Below are 14211 nucleotides of genomic sequence, written 5' to 3' on the forward strand. Positions count from 1 at the left end.
ACGGAACTATAGGTTCCGGAACTGATGGTTCCGTATGCTAGGGGAGTGAGTGAAGTCAGGCAAGGTGGGCGGCCGCGGGATGAGCAGGTCGACCGAGCGATCGAGCGGGCGGCGCGCGAGTTGCTGGCCGAGCGCGGGTATGCCGGGTTCACGGTCGATGGTGTGGCGGCGCGGGCGGGGGTGGGGAAGGCGGCGATCTACCGGCGTTTCCCCACCAAGCAGGAGCTGATCTACACCGTCGCCATCCACGGCGGGAGCGGGGAACCGCCGCCGGATCACGGCTCGCTCGCTGAGGATCTCGGCGCGGTCTGCGGCACCCTCGCCACGCAGCTGGCCGCCGCACCGCCCGGCGTCTACACGGGTCTGCTCGCGGATCTCTACGGCTCGTCAGGGCTCGCCGCCCGGTTCTCGGAGGTCTTCCTCGCGCAGCAGCGAGCCGTGCTCGAGGAGGTGCTGAACCGGGCCGTCGCGCGCGGCGAGCTCGCTCAGGAGCCCGACCCGCTCGTGCTGCACGCCCTGGTGGTGGGCCCGCTCTTCGTCTGGCTCTTCGTGCTCGGCGGCCCGCCCGAAGACGTCGGCAAGCTGGTCGACACGGTGGTCAGCGGCGCGCTGGCTGTCCTGCGTTAGTCGCTGGAGGGCAGCTGGACGGCCTGCTTGAGCCCCAGCGGAATTCCGTCGACGGCGAGGCTGCCCGCCCCGGCGCGGGTGACGAGCAGTTCGGCGCCGCTCTCGTGGGCGTACCGCTTGCCGAGCACCGTGCCCTCGGCGAAGTCGGGGTCGAGGACGGCGTCGGCCTGTTCGGCGCCGAGGGCAGCCAGCGGTGCTCCGCCGCAGGTCAGGGCGTCGAGCGCGGGGGTGGATTTGACCACGATGACCTGGGTTTCGCACACCTGGCTGGCCAGGCGGGTTCCGTTCCTGATCACACTGTCTCCTTGTCGATGGCGGTGAACTCCGCGACCAGGTCGCGGCGCAGGATCTTGCCGGTCGGGGTGACCGGGAGCTCGTCGCGGAAGACGACGCGGTCGGGGGTGCGGGAGCCGCGCAGAGCGGCGCGGACGTGGGCGCGCAGCTCCTCGGGGTCGGCCACGGCGCCGTCGGCCGGGACGATGACGGCGAGGATGATCTGGCCCCATTCGGGGTCGGGTACGCCGACGACGGCGACTTCGCGCACCGCGGGGTGCTCGACCAGGACGTCCTCGAGCTCGGCGGGGGCGATGTTCTCGCCGCCGCGGATGATGGTGTCGTCGGAGCGGCCGCCGAGGAACAGGTAGCCGTCGGGGTCGAGTTCGGCGAGGTCGCGGGTGGGGAACCAGCCCTCGGCGTCGAGCGCCGAACCGATGCCGGTGTAGTTGCCCGAAACCTGTGGGCCGCGCACGAACAGCTCGCCGGTGGCGCCGGGGTCGAGCACCGCGCCCGACTCGTCGCGGATCTGCAGCTCCACACCCGGCACCGCGCGCCCGACCGAGCCGAGCCGCCGGACGACGGCGGAATCCTCCGAGGCCGCGGCGAGCCGGTGATCCTCGGGCGTGAGGACGGCGATGGTGGAGCTGGTCTCGGTCAGCCCGTAGGCATTGACCAGCCCGACCGACGGCAGCAGTGCCATGGTCCGGCGGACAAGGGGGAGCGGTGCTTTCGCGCCGCCGTAGGCCAGGGTGCGCAGGGCGGGCAGCTCGGTGGGGTGCGCGGTGAGCTCGGTGACGATGCGGTCCAGCATGGTCGGGACCACGGTGGCATTGGTGACGCGTTCCTCCCGGACCAGCCGGACCCAGTCGCGCGGGTCGAACCGGCGCAGGTAGACGATCCTGCGCCCCGCGTACAGGTTCGACAGTGCGGCCCCGACTCCCGCGATGTGGTAGGGCGGGACGCAGACGAGCACCGCGTCATCCGGCTCCGCGACGGCGAAATCAACCGTGCCGGTGACATATTCGGTGAGGTTGGCGTGGGTCAGCTCGACCGCCTTCGGCTGCGCGGTCGTCCCCGACGTGAACAGGACCACCGCGACGTCGTCCGGGTCGGGGAAGACCGGCTCGGAGGGGGCGGCGTGCGCGCGGGCGGTGGCCAGGAAGAGCGCGGTGTCCACCACCTGCTGACCGGCGCCCCGCATCACCTCGGCGTACTCGCGATCGGCGACCACCAGCGGCGTGGTCAGCCGGTCGACGAGTTCGTGCAGCGCCGCGGCGCCGAGCCGGTAGTTCAGCGGGGTGAAGGGCAGGCCGGCGCGCGCGCTCGCGAAGAGCAGCAGGGGAAGCGCGAGTCCACCGGTGCCAACGTAGGCGACGTGCCGCACCCGGGACTCGAGGAGGAATGCGGCCGCCCGGTCGGCCATGACGTCCAGTTCGGCAACGGTGACCGACGCATTGTCGGCACTGACCGCCACGCGCTCCGGATCGCCGGAGACGGCCATGTCGAGCAGTAGCGACAGGCTCATCGCGGCACCGTCGGTAGGGGGGTGACGAGGGGCATGGTGACTGTCCTTCGAATGTCAGGAATGGAGTACGCGGTCGCGCCTGCGCTCGACCGCGAAGCGGGCGGCGCGCTCGATGGCCGCCGCGGCCGAACCGGGCCGCCAGCCGAGCTCCCGCTCGGCCTTGCCGTGGTCCAGCGGCGCGGTGCGGCGGAGCAGTCGCACCGCGGTCGCGTTCAGGACGATGTCGCGGCGCAGCAGCCGTGCGGCGAGCGAACCGGCGCGGCCGGCCGCTACCAGCGCGAACTGCGGGATACCGAAGCGCGGTGGCGGAACGCCCCCGGCCGCGGCGGCGAGACGGTAGATCTCCCGCTGGGAGAGGAAGCGCTCGGAGACGATGTAGCGCTCACCCGGCCGCCCGTGCTCCGCGGCGAGCAGCAGGGCCCGCGCGGCGTCCTCGACATCGACGACCTCGGAGCCGACCCCGCGGAAGTACACCGGCATCCGGCCGAGCGCCGCGAGCGCGACCAGCGAGCCGTGCGGTGTCGGCTGCCAGTCGCCGGTGCCGTAGGTATTGGCGACGCACAGCGCCACCGCGGGCAGGCCGTGCCCGAGCACGAGATCCTCGGCCGCGCGGCGCGACCGGATGTAGTCGCCCCCGTCCCAGTCGAACGGCGTGTCCTCGGTGGCGGGCGCGCGCCCGTCGCCGAGCGCGATGGTGCCGATGGTGCTGGTGAACACGAAGCGCCGCAGCCGCGCCTGCGCCGCGAGCCGCAGCACCCCGCGCAGCCCTTCGACATTCGTGCGGAACAGCGGCGCCGGGTCGCGCAGCCAGGCACGGGTGTCCACGACGCAGTAGTAGACGACCTCGCACCCGGCCATGGCGGTGCGAACCGCGTCCTCGTCGAAGATGTCCCCGTAGTGCCGCTCGACATCGAGATCATCGATCCCGCGGGTGGGGCTGGTCGCGCGCAGCAGCACCCGAACCCGGTCGCCGCGGGCGACGAGCTGCCGGGTGACATGCGACCCGAGGAACCCGCTGGCCCCCATGACCAGCACCGGAGCGGCGCTCATCGGGGCAGTTCGAGCAGGGTCCGGGTCAGCTCGAGCGTCGCGATCGTCCACCGCCCGCCCGCTTTGACGTAGCTCTCGTGGTAATGCCCGGCACCGCAGACCTTCTGCCCACCGGGGTAGAGCAGCCGGTCCTCCATGGCCCAGATACCGGTGGCGGTGGTGGCGGAGGTGAGCTCCAGCTCCGCGGTGTGGCAGTGGTGCATGGTGGCCGCGCCGTTGAGGCTCGCGGTCACCCCGGCGACGAACTCGTCGGCGCTGTCGTAGGTGAGCGCGGGCGGCGCGTCCGGCCCCGGCGCGGTGATGGCCACCCGGACCTTCAGGTCGTCGCGCAGCAGCGCCCGCCAGCCCGCGAAGTCGCGGGTGTCGAGCAGGTGGCAGTAGCGCGCCTTCAGGGTGCGCAGCGCTTCCAGCTCCACGACGGTGGTGAGGGGATCCATGGGATCTGCTCCTAGAGAACGGCGCCGGATTCCTTCGCGGCGATGATCTGATCCCAGTCCATGCCCAGCTCGAGCAGGATCTCCTCGGTGTGCTGGCCGTACTCGGGGGCGCGGGTCGGCGCGGGCGGGGTCTCGTCGAACTGCACCGGCGCGGCCACCGTGCGGAACTCCTCGCCCGCGTCGTCGGTGAGCGTGAGGAAATAGCCGTTGGCCTGGGCCTGCGGATCGTCGAGCACCTCGCGCGGGGTGGCGATGGTTGCCCACACGCCCGGCTCGTCGGCGAGCGCCTTCTGCCAGTCGGTGAGGTCGCGCTCGGCGAAGGTGCGGCGCAGCTCGGCGGTGGCGGCGTCCTGGTTCGCGACCAGGTTCGCCAGCGGGACGAAGCGCTCGTCGGTGCCGAGGTCGGGGCGGCCGATGCGGGCGCAGAAGCCGGGCCAGAAGCGGTCCGCCTGCAGCAGCACCAGCTGGACCCAGCGGCCGTCGCGGGTGCGGTAGCGGTTCACCGCGGGGTTGGGCGCGGTGCCCGCGTTGCCGACCGGGATGCGGTCGATGCCGAAGTAGTCGGCGGCGGCGATGTCCGGGGCGACCGCCCACATGCCCTGGGCCAGCAGTGAACTGTCGACGATCGGGGCGTGCCCGGTGCGTTCGCGGTGGAACAGCGCGGCGGTGATGCCGCCGGCCAGCGTGATGCCGCCCTGCAGGTCACCGAAGGCGGGGGTCTGGGTCACCGGGAACTCCTGATCGGCCACGGTGAGCGCGTGCGCGACCCCGCCCCTGGCCAGGTAGCTCGCGGCGTCGAAGCCGCCGCGGTCCTTCTCCGGCCCGCGGCTGCCCTGCCCACTCCCGCGGGCGATGATCACCTTCGGGTTGAACTCGCGGATCTGCTCCACGGTCAGCCCGGCGCGCTCCAGCGGTGCGGGCAGCCAGTTGGTGAGGAAGACGTCGGCGCGGGCGATGAGCTCGCCGAAGATCCGCCTGCCCTCGGCGGACTTGATGTCCACCCCGATGCTGCGCTTGCCGTGGTTGCCGATCTCCATCATCACGCTGGCACGCACCCGCGCGTCGGCGGGATCGAGGCCGCCGATGGTGAGGTAGCGACACGGGTCACCGCCGCGGGTGTCCTCGATCTTGATCACCTGCGCACCCCAGTCGGCCAGGGCCGCGCCCGCACTCGGGACATAGGTCCACGAGGCCAGCTCCACCACCTGCACACCGTCGAGCAGACCTGACATCGCCGCTCCTCTCCACGTCCGTCCACTGTCTTGAAGTACTATACGGTAAGAGTTACAGTTACTCACCCGATACCGGATGTCGGGAACGAACTGGAGGGCTTGTGAGCGACGTTCTCGGAGCACGGACCGCCCCGGTCCTCGAGGTCGCGGCGCGCGCCGCGGCGCGGGCCGAACGCAGGATGCTGATCGACGGCGAGCTGCGGGCGGCCGCGGACGGCGCCGAATTCGACAACATCGCCCCCGCGACCGGGCAGGTACTCGGCGGCACCGCCGCCGCGACCGCCGCCGACATGGACCGGGCGATCGGCGCGGCCAGGCGCGCGTTCGACGACACCGACTGGCCGCGCAACCGCGCGCTGCGCGCCCGCTGCCTAGAGCAGCTGCAGACGGCGCTGGAGGGCGAGAAGACCGAACTCGGCGAGGAGCTGATCGCCGAGGCCGGCTGCCCGGCCATGACGCTCACCAATGCGCAGGTGGACTGGCCGCTGGCCGAGGCGCTGCGCTACCCGCTGCGGCTGATCGACGAATTCGCCTGGGAGCGGGTACTTCCCGGCGGCGGGCTGTTCGGCGAGCGCAATGTGCGCACCGTGGTGCAGGAGCCGGTCGGCGTGGTCGCCGCGATCTGCCCGTCGAACTTCCCGGTCGAGGTGGTGCTGAACAAGATCGGCCCCGCCCTGGCCGCAGGCAATACCGTGGTACTCAAGCCGGACCCGAACACCCCGTGGAACGCCACCCGGCTGGGCCGGCTGATCGCCGAGCGCACCGACTTCCCGCCCGGCGTGCTCAACGTGGTCACCACCCCGAGCAACGAGGTGGCCGGGCTGCTGGCCACCGACCCGCGGGTGGACCTGATCTCGTTCACCGGCTCGACCGCGGTCGGCAAGCACCTCGTGCGCACCGCCGCCGACACCATGAAGCGCACCTTCCTCGAGCTCGGCGGCAAGTCCGCGCTCATCGTGCTGGACGACGCCGACCCGATGGCGGCGATCCGCAGCGCGATCGGGGTGTGCGTGCACGCGGGCCAGGCCTGCGCCGCCACCAGCCGCATGCTGGTGCCGCGCCACCTGGTCGACGAGATCACCGCCCAGGTCGCCGCCGCCTACGGCGCCGTGCCGCCCGCCGACCCCGCGCTGCCCGACACCCTGGTCGGCCCGCTGATCAGCGCCGCCCAGCAGCGCCGGGTGCTCGATGCCGTCGAGCGCGGGGTCCGCGACGGCGCCCGGCTGGTCACCGGCGGCGGCATCCCCGATGACATCGCCCCGCACCTGCGCGACGGCTTCTTCGTGCGCCCCGCGGTCTTCGCCTGCGCCGACAACACCCTGCCGATCGCGCGGGACGAGATCTTCGGCCCGGTGCTGGTGATCATCCCGCACGACGGCGACGACGACGCGGTGCGGCTGGCCAACGACAGCGACTACGGCCTGGCCGGCGCGGTGCTGTCGAGCTCCCCGGAGCGCGGCATGGCGGTGGCCAGGCGGGTGCGGACCGGCGCGATCGGGGTCAACGGCGGCATGTTCTACGGCGCCGATGCCCCCTTCGGCGGGGTCAAGCAGAGCGGGCTCGGCAGGCAGTGCGGGCTGGAGGGCTTCCAGCAGTACCTGGAGACCAAGACGATCGGCACCCGCAGCCCCCGGCCGCGGTGAACAGAAAGGCGAAATCGGTGGCACGACTCGAAGGCAGGGTCGCGGTGATCTCCGGCGCGGCCCGCGGACAGGGCCGCTCGCACGCGGTGAACCTGGCCGCGGCGGGCGCGAGCATCATCGCGCTCGACATCTGCGCGGACCTGGCGGGCAATACCTATCCGCTGTCCCGGCCGGAGGACCTGGAGGAGACGGTCCGGCTGGTCGAGAAGGAGGGCGTCCCCGCGTGGTCGGCGGTGGTCGACGTGCGGGAGCGCAGCGCGGTCTGGGGCGCGCTGGAGGACGGCGTCGCGGCGCTGGGCGGGCTCGACATCGTGGTCGCCAACGCGGGTATCGCGCCGCTCGGCAAGGGCCAGACCATCCAGTCGTGGTCGGACACCATCGACACCGACCTGGTCGGGGTCTTCAACGTGGTGCAGGCGAGCCTGCCGCACCTGAGCGACGGCGGCTCGGTGATCGCCACCGGCTCGCTCGCCGCCCAGCTGGGCAGCTCGACCAAGCAGGGCCCCGGCGGCTCGGCCTACAGCTTCGCCAAGCAGGTCGTCGCGCACTACGTCAACGACCTCTCGATCCAGCTGGCCAAGCGCTCGATCCGGGTGAACGCGGTGCACCCCACCAATGTCGACACCGACATGCTGCACAACGAGGGCATGTACCGGATCTTCCGCCCTGACCTGGAGAGCCCCACTCGCGAGGACGCCGAGCGGTCCTTCGGCGCCATGCAGGCCATGCCGGTGCCCTACATCTCCCCGCAGGACGTCTCGAACCTGGTGGTGTTCCTCGCCTCGGACGAGTCCCGCTTCATCACCGGCAGCCAGCTGCGGGTGGACGCGGGCGGCTACGTGAAGGCGAAGCCGTGGCAGGGGTGACGACGGCGTACAAGCTGTACCGCTGCCTGGTCTGCAACTTCGAGTACGACGAGGCGCTCGGCTGGCCGGAGGACGGGATCGAGCCGGGCACCCGCTGGGACGACATTCCCGAGGACTGGAGCTGCCCGGACTGCGGCGCCGCCAAGGCCGATTTCGAGATGGTCGAGGTCGCCCGGTGACGGTCCCGCCCTCCGGACGGGTCGTCATCGCGGGCACCGGCATCGCGGGCGCCACCGCCGCCGAAACGCTGCGCAAACGCGGCTTCGACGGCGAGGTCGTGCTGCTCGGCGCCGATCCGGCGCCGCCCTACCGGCGGCCGATGGTCTCCAAGGAGCTGCTCGCGGCCGCGTTCCCGGCGGAGAAGGCGCTGCTGCGCCCGCCCGCCGCCTGGCCGGAGCTGCGCATCGACCTGCGGACCGGCACCCGGATCGAGGCGCTCGACCCGAGCGCGTCGCGGGTGGCGCTCGCCGGCGGCACCGCGCTCGGCTACGACGCGCTGCTGCTGGCCACCGGCGGCCGTCCCCGCTCGCTCGGCGTGCCCATCCCCGGCGCGGTCACCCTGCGGGACCGGCACGACGCCACGGCGCTACGCGACGTGCTGGCCCGGCCCGGCATCGAGGTGCTCGTGGTCGGCGGCGGGCTGATCGGCACCGAGGTGGCGGCGTCGGCGCGGGCAGGCGGCGCGGCGGTGACGATCCTCGAGGCGGGGCCGCGCATTCTCGACCGGGTATTCCCGCAACCGGTCTCCGCGGCCCTGGAGCAACTGCACCGCGCACACGGGGTCGCGGTGCAGACCGGTACCGCGGTGACGGAGGCGGACGAGATCTCCGGCCGGACCCGGCTCCGCTCGGCCGACGGCCGCGAGTGGATCGCCGATGTCGTCGTGGTCGCCGTCGGCATGACCCCGGACGACGAGCTGGCCCGCGCGGCGGGGCTCCGCGTCGACGACGGCATCGTGGTCGACGAGTTCTGCGCCACCTCGGCGCCTGGCATCTACGCCGCGGGTGACGTCGCGCGGTTCCCGGATCCGGTGCACGGCGGCTCGGTGCGCGTCGAGCACTGGAACCACGCGCAGTCGCACGGCGCCGCCGCCGCGGCCGCCATCGTCGGCGAGCGCAGCCCGTACCGCGAGGTGCCGTGGTGCTGGACCGCCCAGTACGGCCGCACCGTCCAGGCCGCGGGCAGGCCGACCGCGGGAGCCGAGCTGATCCTCGACGGCGACCCCGCCGGGGACGCGTTCCTCGCGCTGGCACTGACCGGGGACCGGCTGGTCGGCGCGGTCGCGGCGGGCAGGCCGCGCGACCTGCGCGCCGCCCGCACCTTGATCGGGTCGGGCGCCGGGCTGCCGCGCCATCTGCTCGACGGCTCGATCGACCTGGTCGCACTGGCTGTCTGAAGCACTTACCGCATGGCATACTATTGGCATTACGACAACAAACCGCGCCGCAGCGGCGCGGCCCGACAACCCAGGGGTTGAGAGATATGGCCGAGCCCGTCATCGTCGGAGCGGCACGGACCGCGATCGGACGCTCGTTCAAGGGCGCGCTGGTGAACGTGCCGAGCGAAACGCTGGCGACCACCATCCTGCCCGAGGTGATCCGCCGCGCCGGGCTCGACCCGGAAGCCGTGGACGACGTGATCTTCGCCGAATCGCACTACGGCGGAGGCGATCTGGCCCGCTACGCCGCGGTCGCCACCGGGCTCACCTCGGTGCCGGGCCAGGCAGTGAACCGGCACTGCGCGGGCAGCCTGACCGCGATCGCCAACGGCGCGGCGCACGTCGGCGTCGGCGCGGAGCGGGTGATCGTCGCGGGCGGCGTGCAGTCGCTCTCCACCAACCCGGTGTCGCGCTGGCGCATCCCCGGAACCGCCGATTTCCAGGACGGCTGGATGCCGCCCTCGCACCCCGCGACCCCGGACGCCCCGACCCTGGACATGGCGATCACCGTCGGCTGGAACACCGCGCGGATCGCGGGCATCTCCCGGGAGGAGCAGGATGCCTGGGCGGCCCGCTCGCACCACCGCGCCATCGCCGCCATCGACGCGGGCAAGTTCCTCGACGAGATCGTGCCGCTGAAGGTCGAGCAGCCCGACGGCAGCGTCCTGGACTTCACCGTGGACGAGCACCCGCGCCGGGACACCACCGTGGAGCGGCTGGCGCAGCTGAAGGTGCTGCACCCGGAGATCGAGGGCTTCTCGGTCACCGCGGGCAACAGCAGCGGCATCAACGACGCCGCCGCGGCCGTCGCGCTCACCGCCCGTGAGTACGCCGAGGCGGAGAACCTCGCGGTCCTGGCCCGGGTCCGTGCCTGGGCCAACGCCGCGGTGACCCCGGCCGAGACCGGTTTCGGCGCGGTGAAGGTGATCGGCAAGGTGCTCGACCGGGCCGGGCTGAAGCCGTCGGACGTCGCGCTGTGGGAGATCAACGAGGCCTTCGCCTCGGTCCCGATCGCCGCGGTCCGCGAGCACGGGCTGGACGAGGAGCTGGTCAACTTCTCCGGCAGCGGGTGCAGCCTCGGCCACCCGATCGCGGCCTCCGGCGCGCGGATGATCACCACGCTGATCTACGAGCTGCGCCGCCGCGGCGGCGGCATCGGGGTCGCGGCCATGTGCGCGGGCGGTGGCCAGGGTGGCGCCGTCGTCATCGAAGTCTGATCGAACGAGAGGAAAACACTGTGTCTTTCGAAGGAACGGTTGCGCTGGTAACCGGCGGCGCCGGTGGGCTCGGCGCGGCTACCGTGCGGCGGCTGCACGCAGCGGGCGCGGCGGTCGTGATCGCTGATCTCGCCGACGACAAGGCCAAGCTGCTGGCCGACGAGCTCGGCGAGCGGGCCGTCTACGTGCGCACCGACGTGCTGGACGAGGACTCGGTCGCGGCCGCCATCACCGCGGCCGGCGAGCTGGGCACGCTGCGCTACTCGGTGATCGCGCACGGCGGCTTCGGCGTGCTGGAGAAGGTCGTCAACCGCGACGGCTCGCCGCACACGCTGAAGGGGTTCACCGACACCATCGCGCTCTACCTGACCGGCACCTTCAATGTGCTGCGGCTGGTCGCGGCGAAGATCGCCACGCAGGAGCTGGACGAGCGCGATGAGCGCGGCGCCATCGTCATGACCAGCTCCATCGCCGGGTACGAGGGGCAGATCGGGCAGTCCGCCTACTCCGCGGCCAAGGGCGCGGTGATCGGGCTGACCCTGACCGGGGCCAGGGATCTGAGCGCGACCAAGATCCGGGTCAACAGCATCGCCCCCGGCACCATGCACACCCCCATCATGGAGCTCATCGGCGAGGAGGGGCTGGCCAAGTTCGCCGCTACCGTCCCCTTCCCGAAGCGGCTGGGCAAGCCGGACGAGTACGCTTTCCTGGCCCAGCACCTGCTGGAGAATCCGTATATCAACGGTGAAGTGATCCGGATCGACGGCGGCCAGCGGTTCCAGCCGAAGTAACGGGCTCGAGCGGCGCGGAGGTGGCAGTGCAACCCGACGGGGGAGACGATCCGCGCCGCTCGCGTTCCCGGGCGCGGCTGCTGGCCGCCGCGACCGCGCTGGTGGAATCCGGTGGGGTGCATGCGGTCACGGTGGAGGCGGTGACCCGCTCCTCGCGGGTCGCGCGCACCACCGTCTACCGGCACTTCCACAGCATCAAGGAGCTGCAGGCCGCCGCGCTCGGCCAGCTCCTCGCCCCGGTGGTGGCCTCCGCGCCCAGCACCGGCACCCTGCGCGACCGGCTGCTCGACCTGGTCCGGCGCCAGGCCGAGGTGATCGACACCGTTCCACTGCACCTCGCGGCGCTGACCTGGGTCGCGATCTCCGGCGACGGGTCGGAGGAGGCCGGGTCGCTGCGCAACCGGCTCATCGAACAGTACCGAAAACCCTTCGATGAGCTGCTCGGCAGCCCCGAGGGCAGGCGGGCGCTGGCCGGTTGCGACACCGACGCCGCGCTCTCCCAGCTCTTCGGACCCATCGTCTTCGCCAAGCTCGTCGGTTTCGGCGGGGCCGGGCCGGAGCAGTGCACCCGCATCGTCGACGACTTTCTCACCGCGCGCATGGTGAACAGCGGCCCCGGAGAGTGATCCGCACAGTCGAACAACTCCGCCCCCGATCCATGGACCGGGGGCGGAGCTGTTTCGGGGTCAGGGGAGCGAGATCAGCCCCCGCGGGAGCGGGAGGATGTCGGCGTAGGTGACGATCCCCGGCGCGGCGGCGATCACCTGGGGGATGGCGTTCACCGCGGGCATCGCCGTGAGGATCATCGGCAGCCGCATGAAATCGCTCATGGTGGTGCCGCGGAAGTCCGGCGGCGGCGCGATGTCCAGGCGCAGGCTGACCTTGGGACAACCGTCGACGATGATCCGGTGCCCGGTGTCGATCGGCCAGTCCGGCTCCAGCGTCTGCCCCTTGCGCCAGACGGTGCGCAGCTCCACGACGCCGCGCCCGCCGACCCGGCCGTGCCAGCTGGTGGCGATGCCCGCCACGCACCCCGCGTCGATACTCCAGGAGCCCAGATCGACGTCCGCGGTGGTGATCGCGTACTCCGGCGCGCAGACGATCTCGTCGAAGGCGATGCCGAGCGCGTCGCCGAGCAGCTCCACCGCGTCGATGAACACCTCGGTCGCCTTCGCCGTCATCGCAGGCAGCTCGGGATCGCCGATCGGCCTGCCGAAACCGGCGGGCAGCTCGGTCTCCGGTGAGTCGTAGCCGCTGATGTCGGCCTCCTCGACAACGGTGATCTTGTCGACCCGGTCGCAACCGCTCGCGGCGACGACGGCCAGCAGATCGACGAAGCCCGGGTTGATCCCGGAGCCGAAGATCGAGGAGCCGCCCTTCGCGCACGCGTCGAGGATGCGGGCCCTGCGGTCGGCGCCGAGCGAGTGCCCGGTGACGAAACCGGCCGTGGTCACCACATTGATCCCGTGTTCCAGGATGCGCGTGAGCTCCTCGACGTCGATCCACATGGGGTTGTAGACCACGCATTCCGGCTGGAGTGCGAGGAGCGCGTCGACATCGTCGGTCGCGGTCACCCCGGCCGGTTCCAGGTCGCACAGCTCACCGACGTCGCGCCCCACCTTCTCCGGTGACCAGGCGTAGCACCCGACGAGCCGGAGATCGGGGTGGGCCAGCACGGCCCGCACGGACTGCCTGCCGACATTGCCGGTGGTCCACTGGACCACCCGGGCCCCGCCCGGCGCGGAGGCGGTCGCCATCGCGGTCAGCTCGGCGATCCGCTCGGCACCTTCGTGCCGAGCAGCTCGAGCGCGTTCTCCCGCATGACCCGCCGGGTGTCCTCGTAGGAGAACTCCGGGAACTGCGGGATGTCGGCGGTGAAGGTGGTGGGGTCGGCCAGCCCCTCGCCGTGCGGCCAGTCCGAGCCGAAGAGCACCTTGTCCACGCCGATGGTCGCGGCCAGCAGCTTGACGTCGTCCTCGTAGTAGGGCGCGATCCAGACGTTGTTGCGCAGCTGCTCCACCGGGTCCTCGGTGAAGTGGTAGGGCGCGGTGTTGGCGGCCTTCTTCAGCCGCTTGATCAGCCGGTAGACGAAGTACGAGCCGTTCTCGATGCTGGCGACCTTGAGGTTCGGGTGCCGAGTGAACACCTGGTGCACGATCATCGAAGCCATGGTGTCGTGGATGGCGCGGTCGTCGAGCAGGATCTGGTCGAGCGGGTCCTTCTTGCCGAAGCCCTCGAAGGTGGCCTTGCCGCCCCACTGCGCCGCGATGGCGAGGTAGCCGCTGTCGGAGAGGTGGAAGCCGACCGGCACCCCCGCCTCGGCGAGCCGGGCCCAGACCGGGTCGTGCAGCGGATCGCCGAGCGATCGCGGCTTCACCACACCCGGCACCGGCGCCGGGCGGACCAGCACCATCTTCGCGCCGCGCGCCAGCACGAACTCGACCTCGGCCACCGCGGCCTCGGGGTCGGCGAGCGAGATGATCGGGGCGGAGATGATCCGGTGGTCCGGGCGGTCGAAGCCCCAGTCCTCATCCAGCCACAGGTTGAAGGCATGCACCGAGGCGATGGTGGCCGGAATGTCGTGCTTGAGCGCCTCCTCGACCCCGCAGGCGAAGGTCGGCAGCATGAAGACGGTCTCCAGCTTCTGCCGGTCGAGCACCGTGATCCGCGCGTCGCGGTTCTGGTACTCGGGGTGATCGGGCAGCCGGTCCAGCTTCATCAGCGAGCCGGGGTCGACCCCCTCCGGGATCTCGCCGCGGAAGAGCAGATCGAGGCAGCCGGGTTCGACGATCGGATCGAAGGTGGGGTTGGGAACGAAGTGGTTGGCTTTCTCGCCCATCAGCGCGATCGTGCGCTTGCCGCTGGTGACCATCTGCACGCCGCGGGTACGGAATTCCTTCGGCAGGTGGCGGGTGAAGGCGTCCAGCGGTTCGTAGTAGTGGTTGTCCACGTCGATGGCCAGGTAGTCCAGCTTCGTCGTCATTTCTCGTCCTTCTGCGCGGTGGGTCGGAGCATTCGAGGCCGTCGGTCACGCCGGGGCAGGCCGAGGCGGGTGTCGGCCGTCGCGGTATCCGATTCGGGGTAGACGCACAGCAGCATCTCGGCGGTG

15 protein-coding genes are annotated in these 14211 nt (G+C 71.8%); 8 read left to right on the forward strand and 7 right to left on the reverse strand.

The features are described 5' to 3' along the window. Positions 1-45 precede the first annotated feature (45 nt). Complete coding sequence (locus ACFO0B_RS01975) at positions 46-627, forward strand: TetR/AcrR family transcriptional regulator (protein ID WP_378610525.1); 582 nt, start codon at positions 46-48, stop codon at positions 625-627. Here ACFO0B_RS01975 and ACFO0B_RS01980 read toward each other — a convergent pair. The 5 genes from ACFO0B_RS01980 to ACFO0B_RS02000 are packed head-to-tail and all read right to left on the reverse strand — an operon-like array spanning position 624 to position 5147. Beyond that, on the reverse strand, positions 624-923 hold the full coding sequence (locus ACFO0B_RS01980; RefSeq protein ID WP_378610526.1) for a hypothetical protein: 300 nt from the start codon (positions 921-923) through the stop codon (positions 624-626). The two genes, ACFO0B_RS01975 and ACFO0B_RS01980, sit on opposite strands and share 4 nt — an antisense overlap. Further along, on the reverse strand, positions 920-2428 hold the full coding sequence (locus tag ACFO0B_RS01985; protein WP_378610527.1) for a class I adenylate-forming enzyme family protein: 1509 nt from the start codon (positions 2426-2428) through the stop codon (positions 920-922). The genes ACFO0B_RS01980 and ACFO0B_RS01985 overlap by 4 nt, the downstream gene beginning before the upstream one ends. Before the next feature lie 54 nt (positions 2429-2482). Further along, entirely contained in the window at positions 2483-3478 is a 996-nt protein-coding gene (locus ACFO0B_RS01990; RefSeq protein WP_378610528.1) for an NAD-dependent epimerase/dehydratase family protein, read from the reverse strand. Continuing rightward, on the reverse strand, positions 3475-3915 hold the full coding sequence (locus ACFO0B_RS01995; protein ID WP_378610529.1) for a nuclear transport factor 2 family protein: 441 nt from the start codon (positions 3913-3915) through the stop codon (positions 3475-3477). Before ACFO0B_RS01995 ends, ACFO0B_RS01990 begins: the two co-directional genes overlap by 4 nt. An 11-nt stretch (positions 3916-3926) precedes the next feature. Continuing rightward, positions 3927-5147 (reverse strand): CaiB/BaiF CoA transferase family protein, encoded by a 1221-nt coding sequence (locus ACFO0B_RS02000; protein WP_378610530.1) that lies wholly within the window; start codon positions 5145-5147, stop codon positions 3927-3929. Between the two features lie 101 nt (positions 5148-5248). Here ACFO0B_RS02000 and ACFO0B_RS02005 point away from each other — a divergent pair, with 101 nt between their 5' ends. The 7 genes from ACFO0B_RS02005 to ACFO0B_RS02035 all read left to right on the forward strand — a co-directional run bounded on the left by ACFO0B_RS02005 (position 5249) and on the right by ACFO0B_RS02035 (position 11728). Continuing rightward, positions 5249-6790, forward strand: coding sequence for an aldehyde dehydrogenase family protein (locus ACFO0B_RS02005; RefSeq protein ID WP_378610531.1), 1542 nt, complete (start codon positions 5249-5251; stop codon positions 6788-6790). A 17-nt stretch (positions 6791-6807) separates the two neighbouring features. Next, entirely contained in the window at positions 6808-7656 is an 849-nt protein-coding gene (locus ACFO0B_RS02010) for a mycofactocin-coupled SDR family oxidoreductase (protein WP_378610532.1), read from the forward strand. Beyond that, positions 7653-7835 carry a rubredoxin gene (locus tag ACFO0B_RS02015; RefSeq protein ID WP_357016186.1) on the forward strand — a complete coding sequence of 61 codons (183 nt, stop codon included), beginning with the start codon at positions 7653-7655 and terminating at the stop codon, positions 7833-7835. The genes ACFO0B_RS02010 and ACFO0B_RS02015 overlap by 4 nt, the downstream gene beginning before the upstream one ends. Then, positions 7832-9052, forward strand: coding sequence for an NAD(P)/FAD-dependent oxidoreductase (locus tag ACFO0B_RS02020; RefSeq protein ID WP_378610533.1), 1221 nt, complete (start codon positions 7832-7834; stop codon positions 9050-9052). The genes ACFO0B_RS02015 and ACFO0B_RS02020 overlap by 4 nt, the downstream gene beginning before the upstream one ends. A gap of 86 nt (positions 9053-9138) precedes the next feature. After that, positions 9139-10311: a thiolase family protein gene (locus ACFO0B_RS02025; protein ID WP_378610534.1), complete on the forward strand. Its 1173-nt coding sequence runs from the start codon at positions 9139-9141 to the stop codon at positions 10309-10311. A 20-nt stretch (positions 10312-10331) separates the two neighbouring features. Next, positions 10332-11102, forward strand: a complete 771-nt coding sequence (locus ACFO0B_RS02030; RefSeq protein WP_378610535.1) for an SDR family NAD(P)-dependent oxidoreductase — start codon at positions 10332-10334, stop codon at positions 11100-11102. Positions 11103-11122: 20 nt separating this feature from the next. Continuing rightward, positions 11123-11728, forward strand: a complete 606-nt coding sequence (locus tag ACFO0B_RS02035; protein WP_378610537.1) for a TetR/AcrR family transcriptional regulator — start codon at positions 11123-11125, stop codon at positions 11726-11728. Between the two features lie 60 nt (positions 11729-11788). Here the strand turns inward: ACFO0B_RS02035 and ACFO0B_RS02040 are convergent, their stop codons facing one another. Both ACFO0B_RS02040 and ACFO0B_RS02045 read right to left on the reverse strand, forming a co-directional pair. Continuing rightward, on the reverse strand, positions 11789-12859 hold the full coding sequence (locus tag ACFO0B_RS02040) for an NAD(P)H-dependent amine dehydrogenase family protein (protein ID WP_378610538.1): 1071 nt from the start codon (positions 12857-12859) through the stop codon (positions 11789-11791). Between the two features lie 5 nt (positions 12860-12864). Next, positions 12865-14085, reverse strand: coding sequence for an amidohydrolase family protein (locus ACFO0B_RS02045; protein WP_378610539.1), 1221 nt, complete (start codon positions 14083-14085; stop codon positions 12865-12867). Positions 14086-14211: the final 126 nt, after the last annotated feature.

This window comes from Nocardia jiangsuensis (assembly GCF_042650385.1).
Taxonomy (GTDB): domain Bacteria; phylum Actinomycetota; class Actinomycetes; order Mycobacteriales; family Mycobacteriaceae; genus Nocardia; species Nocardia jiangsuensis.

What these genes read in the sequence shown, in the direction of transcription:
- ACFO0B_RS02045 (WP_378610539.1), bottom strand. Translation starts at nt 14,085, where the DNA reads ATGACGACGAAGCTGGACTACCTGGCCATCGACGTGGACAACCACTAC.
- ACFO0B_RS01985 (WP_378610527.1), bottom strand. Translation starts at nt 2,428, where the DNA reads ATGAGCCTGTCGCTACTGCTCGACATGGCCGTCTCCGGCGATCCGGAG.
- ACFO0B_RS02025 (WP_378610534.1), top strand. Translation starts at nt 9,139, where the DNA reads ATGGCCGAGCCCGTCATCGTCGGAGCGGCACGGACCGCGATCGGACGC.
- ACFO0B_RS02040 (WP_378610538.1), bottom strand. Translation starts at nt 12,859, where the DNA reads ATGGCGACCGCCTCCGCGCCGGGCGGGGCCCGGGTGGTCCAGTGGACC.
- ACFO0B_RS01990 (WP_378610528.1), bottom strand. Translation starts at nt 3,478, where the DNA reads ATGAGCGCCGCTCCGGTGCTGGTCATGGGGGCCAGCGGGTTCCTCGGG.
- ACFO0B_RS02000 (WP_378610530.1), bottom strand. Translation starts at nt 5,147, where the DNA reads ATGTCAGGTCTGCTCGACGGTGTGCAGGTGGTGGAGCTGGCCTCGTGG.
- ACFO0B_RS01995 (WP_378610529.1), bottom strand. Translation starts at nt 3,915, where the DNA reads ATGGATCCCCTCACCACCGTCGTGGAGCTGGAAGCGCTGCGCACCCTG.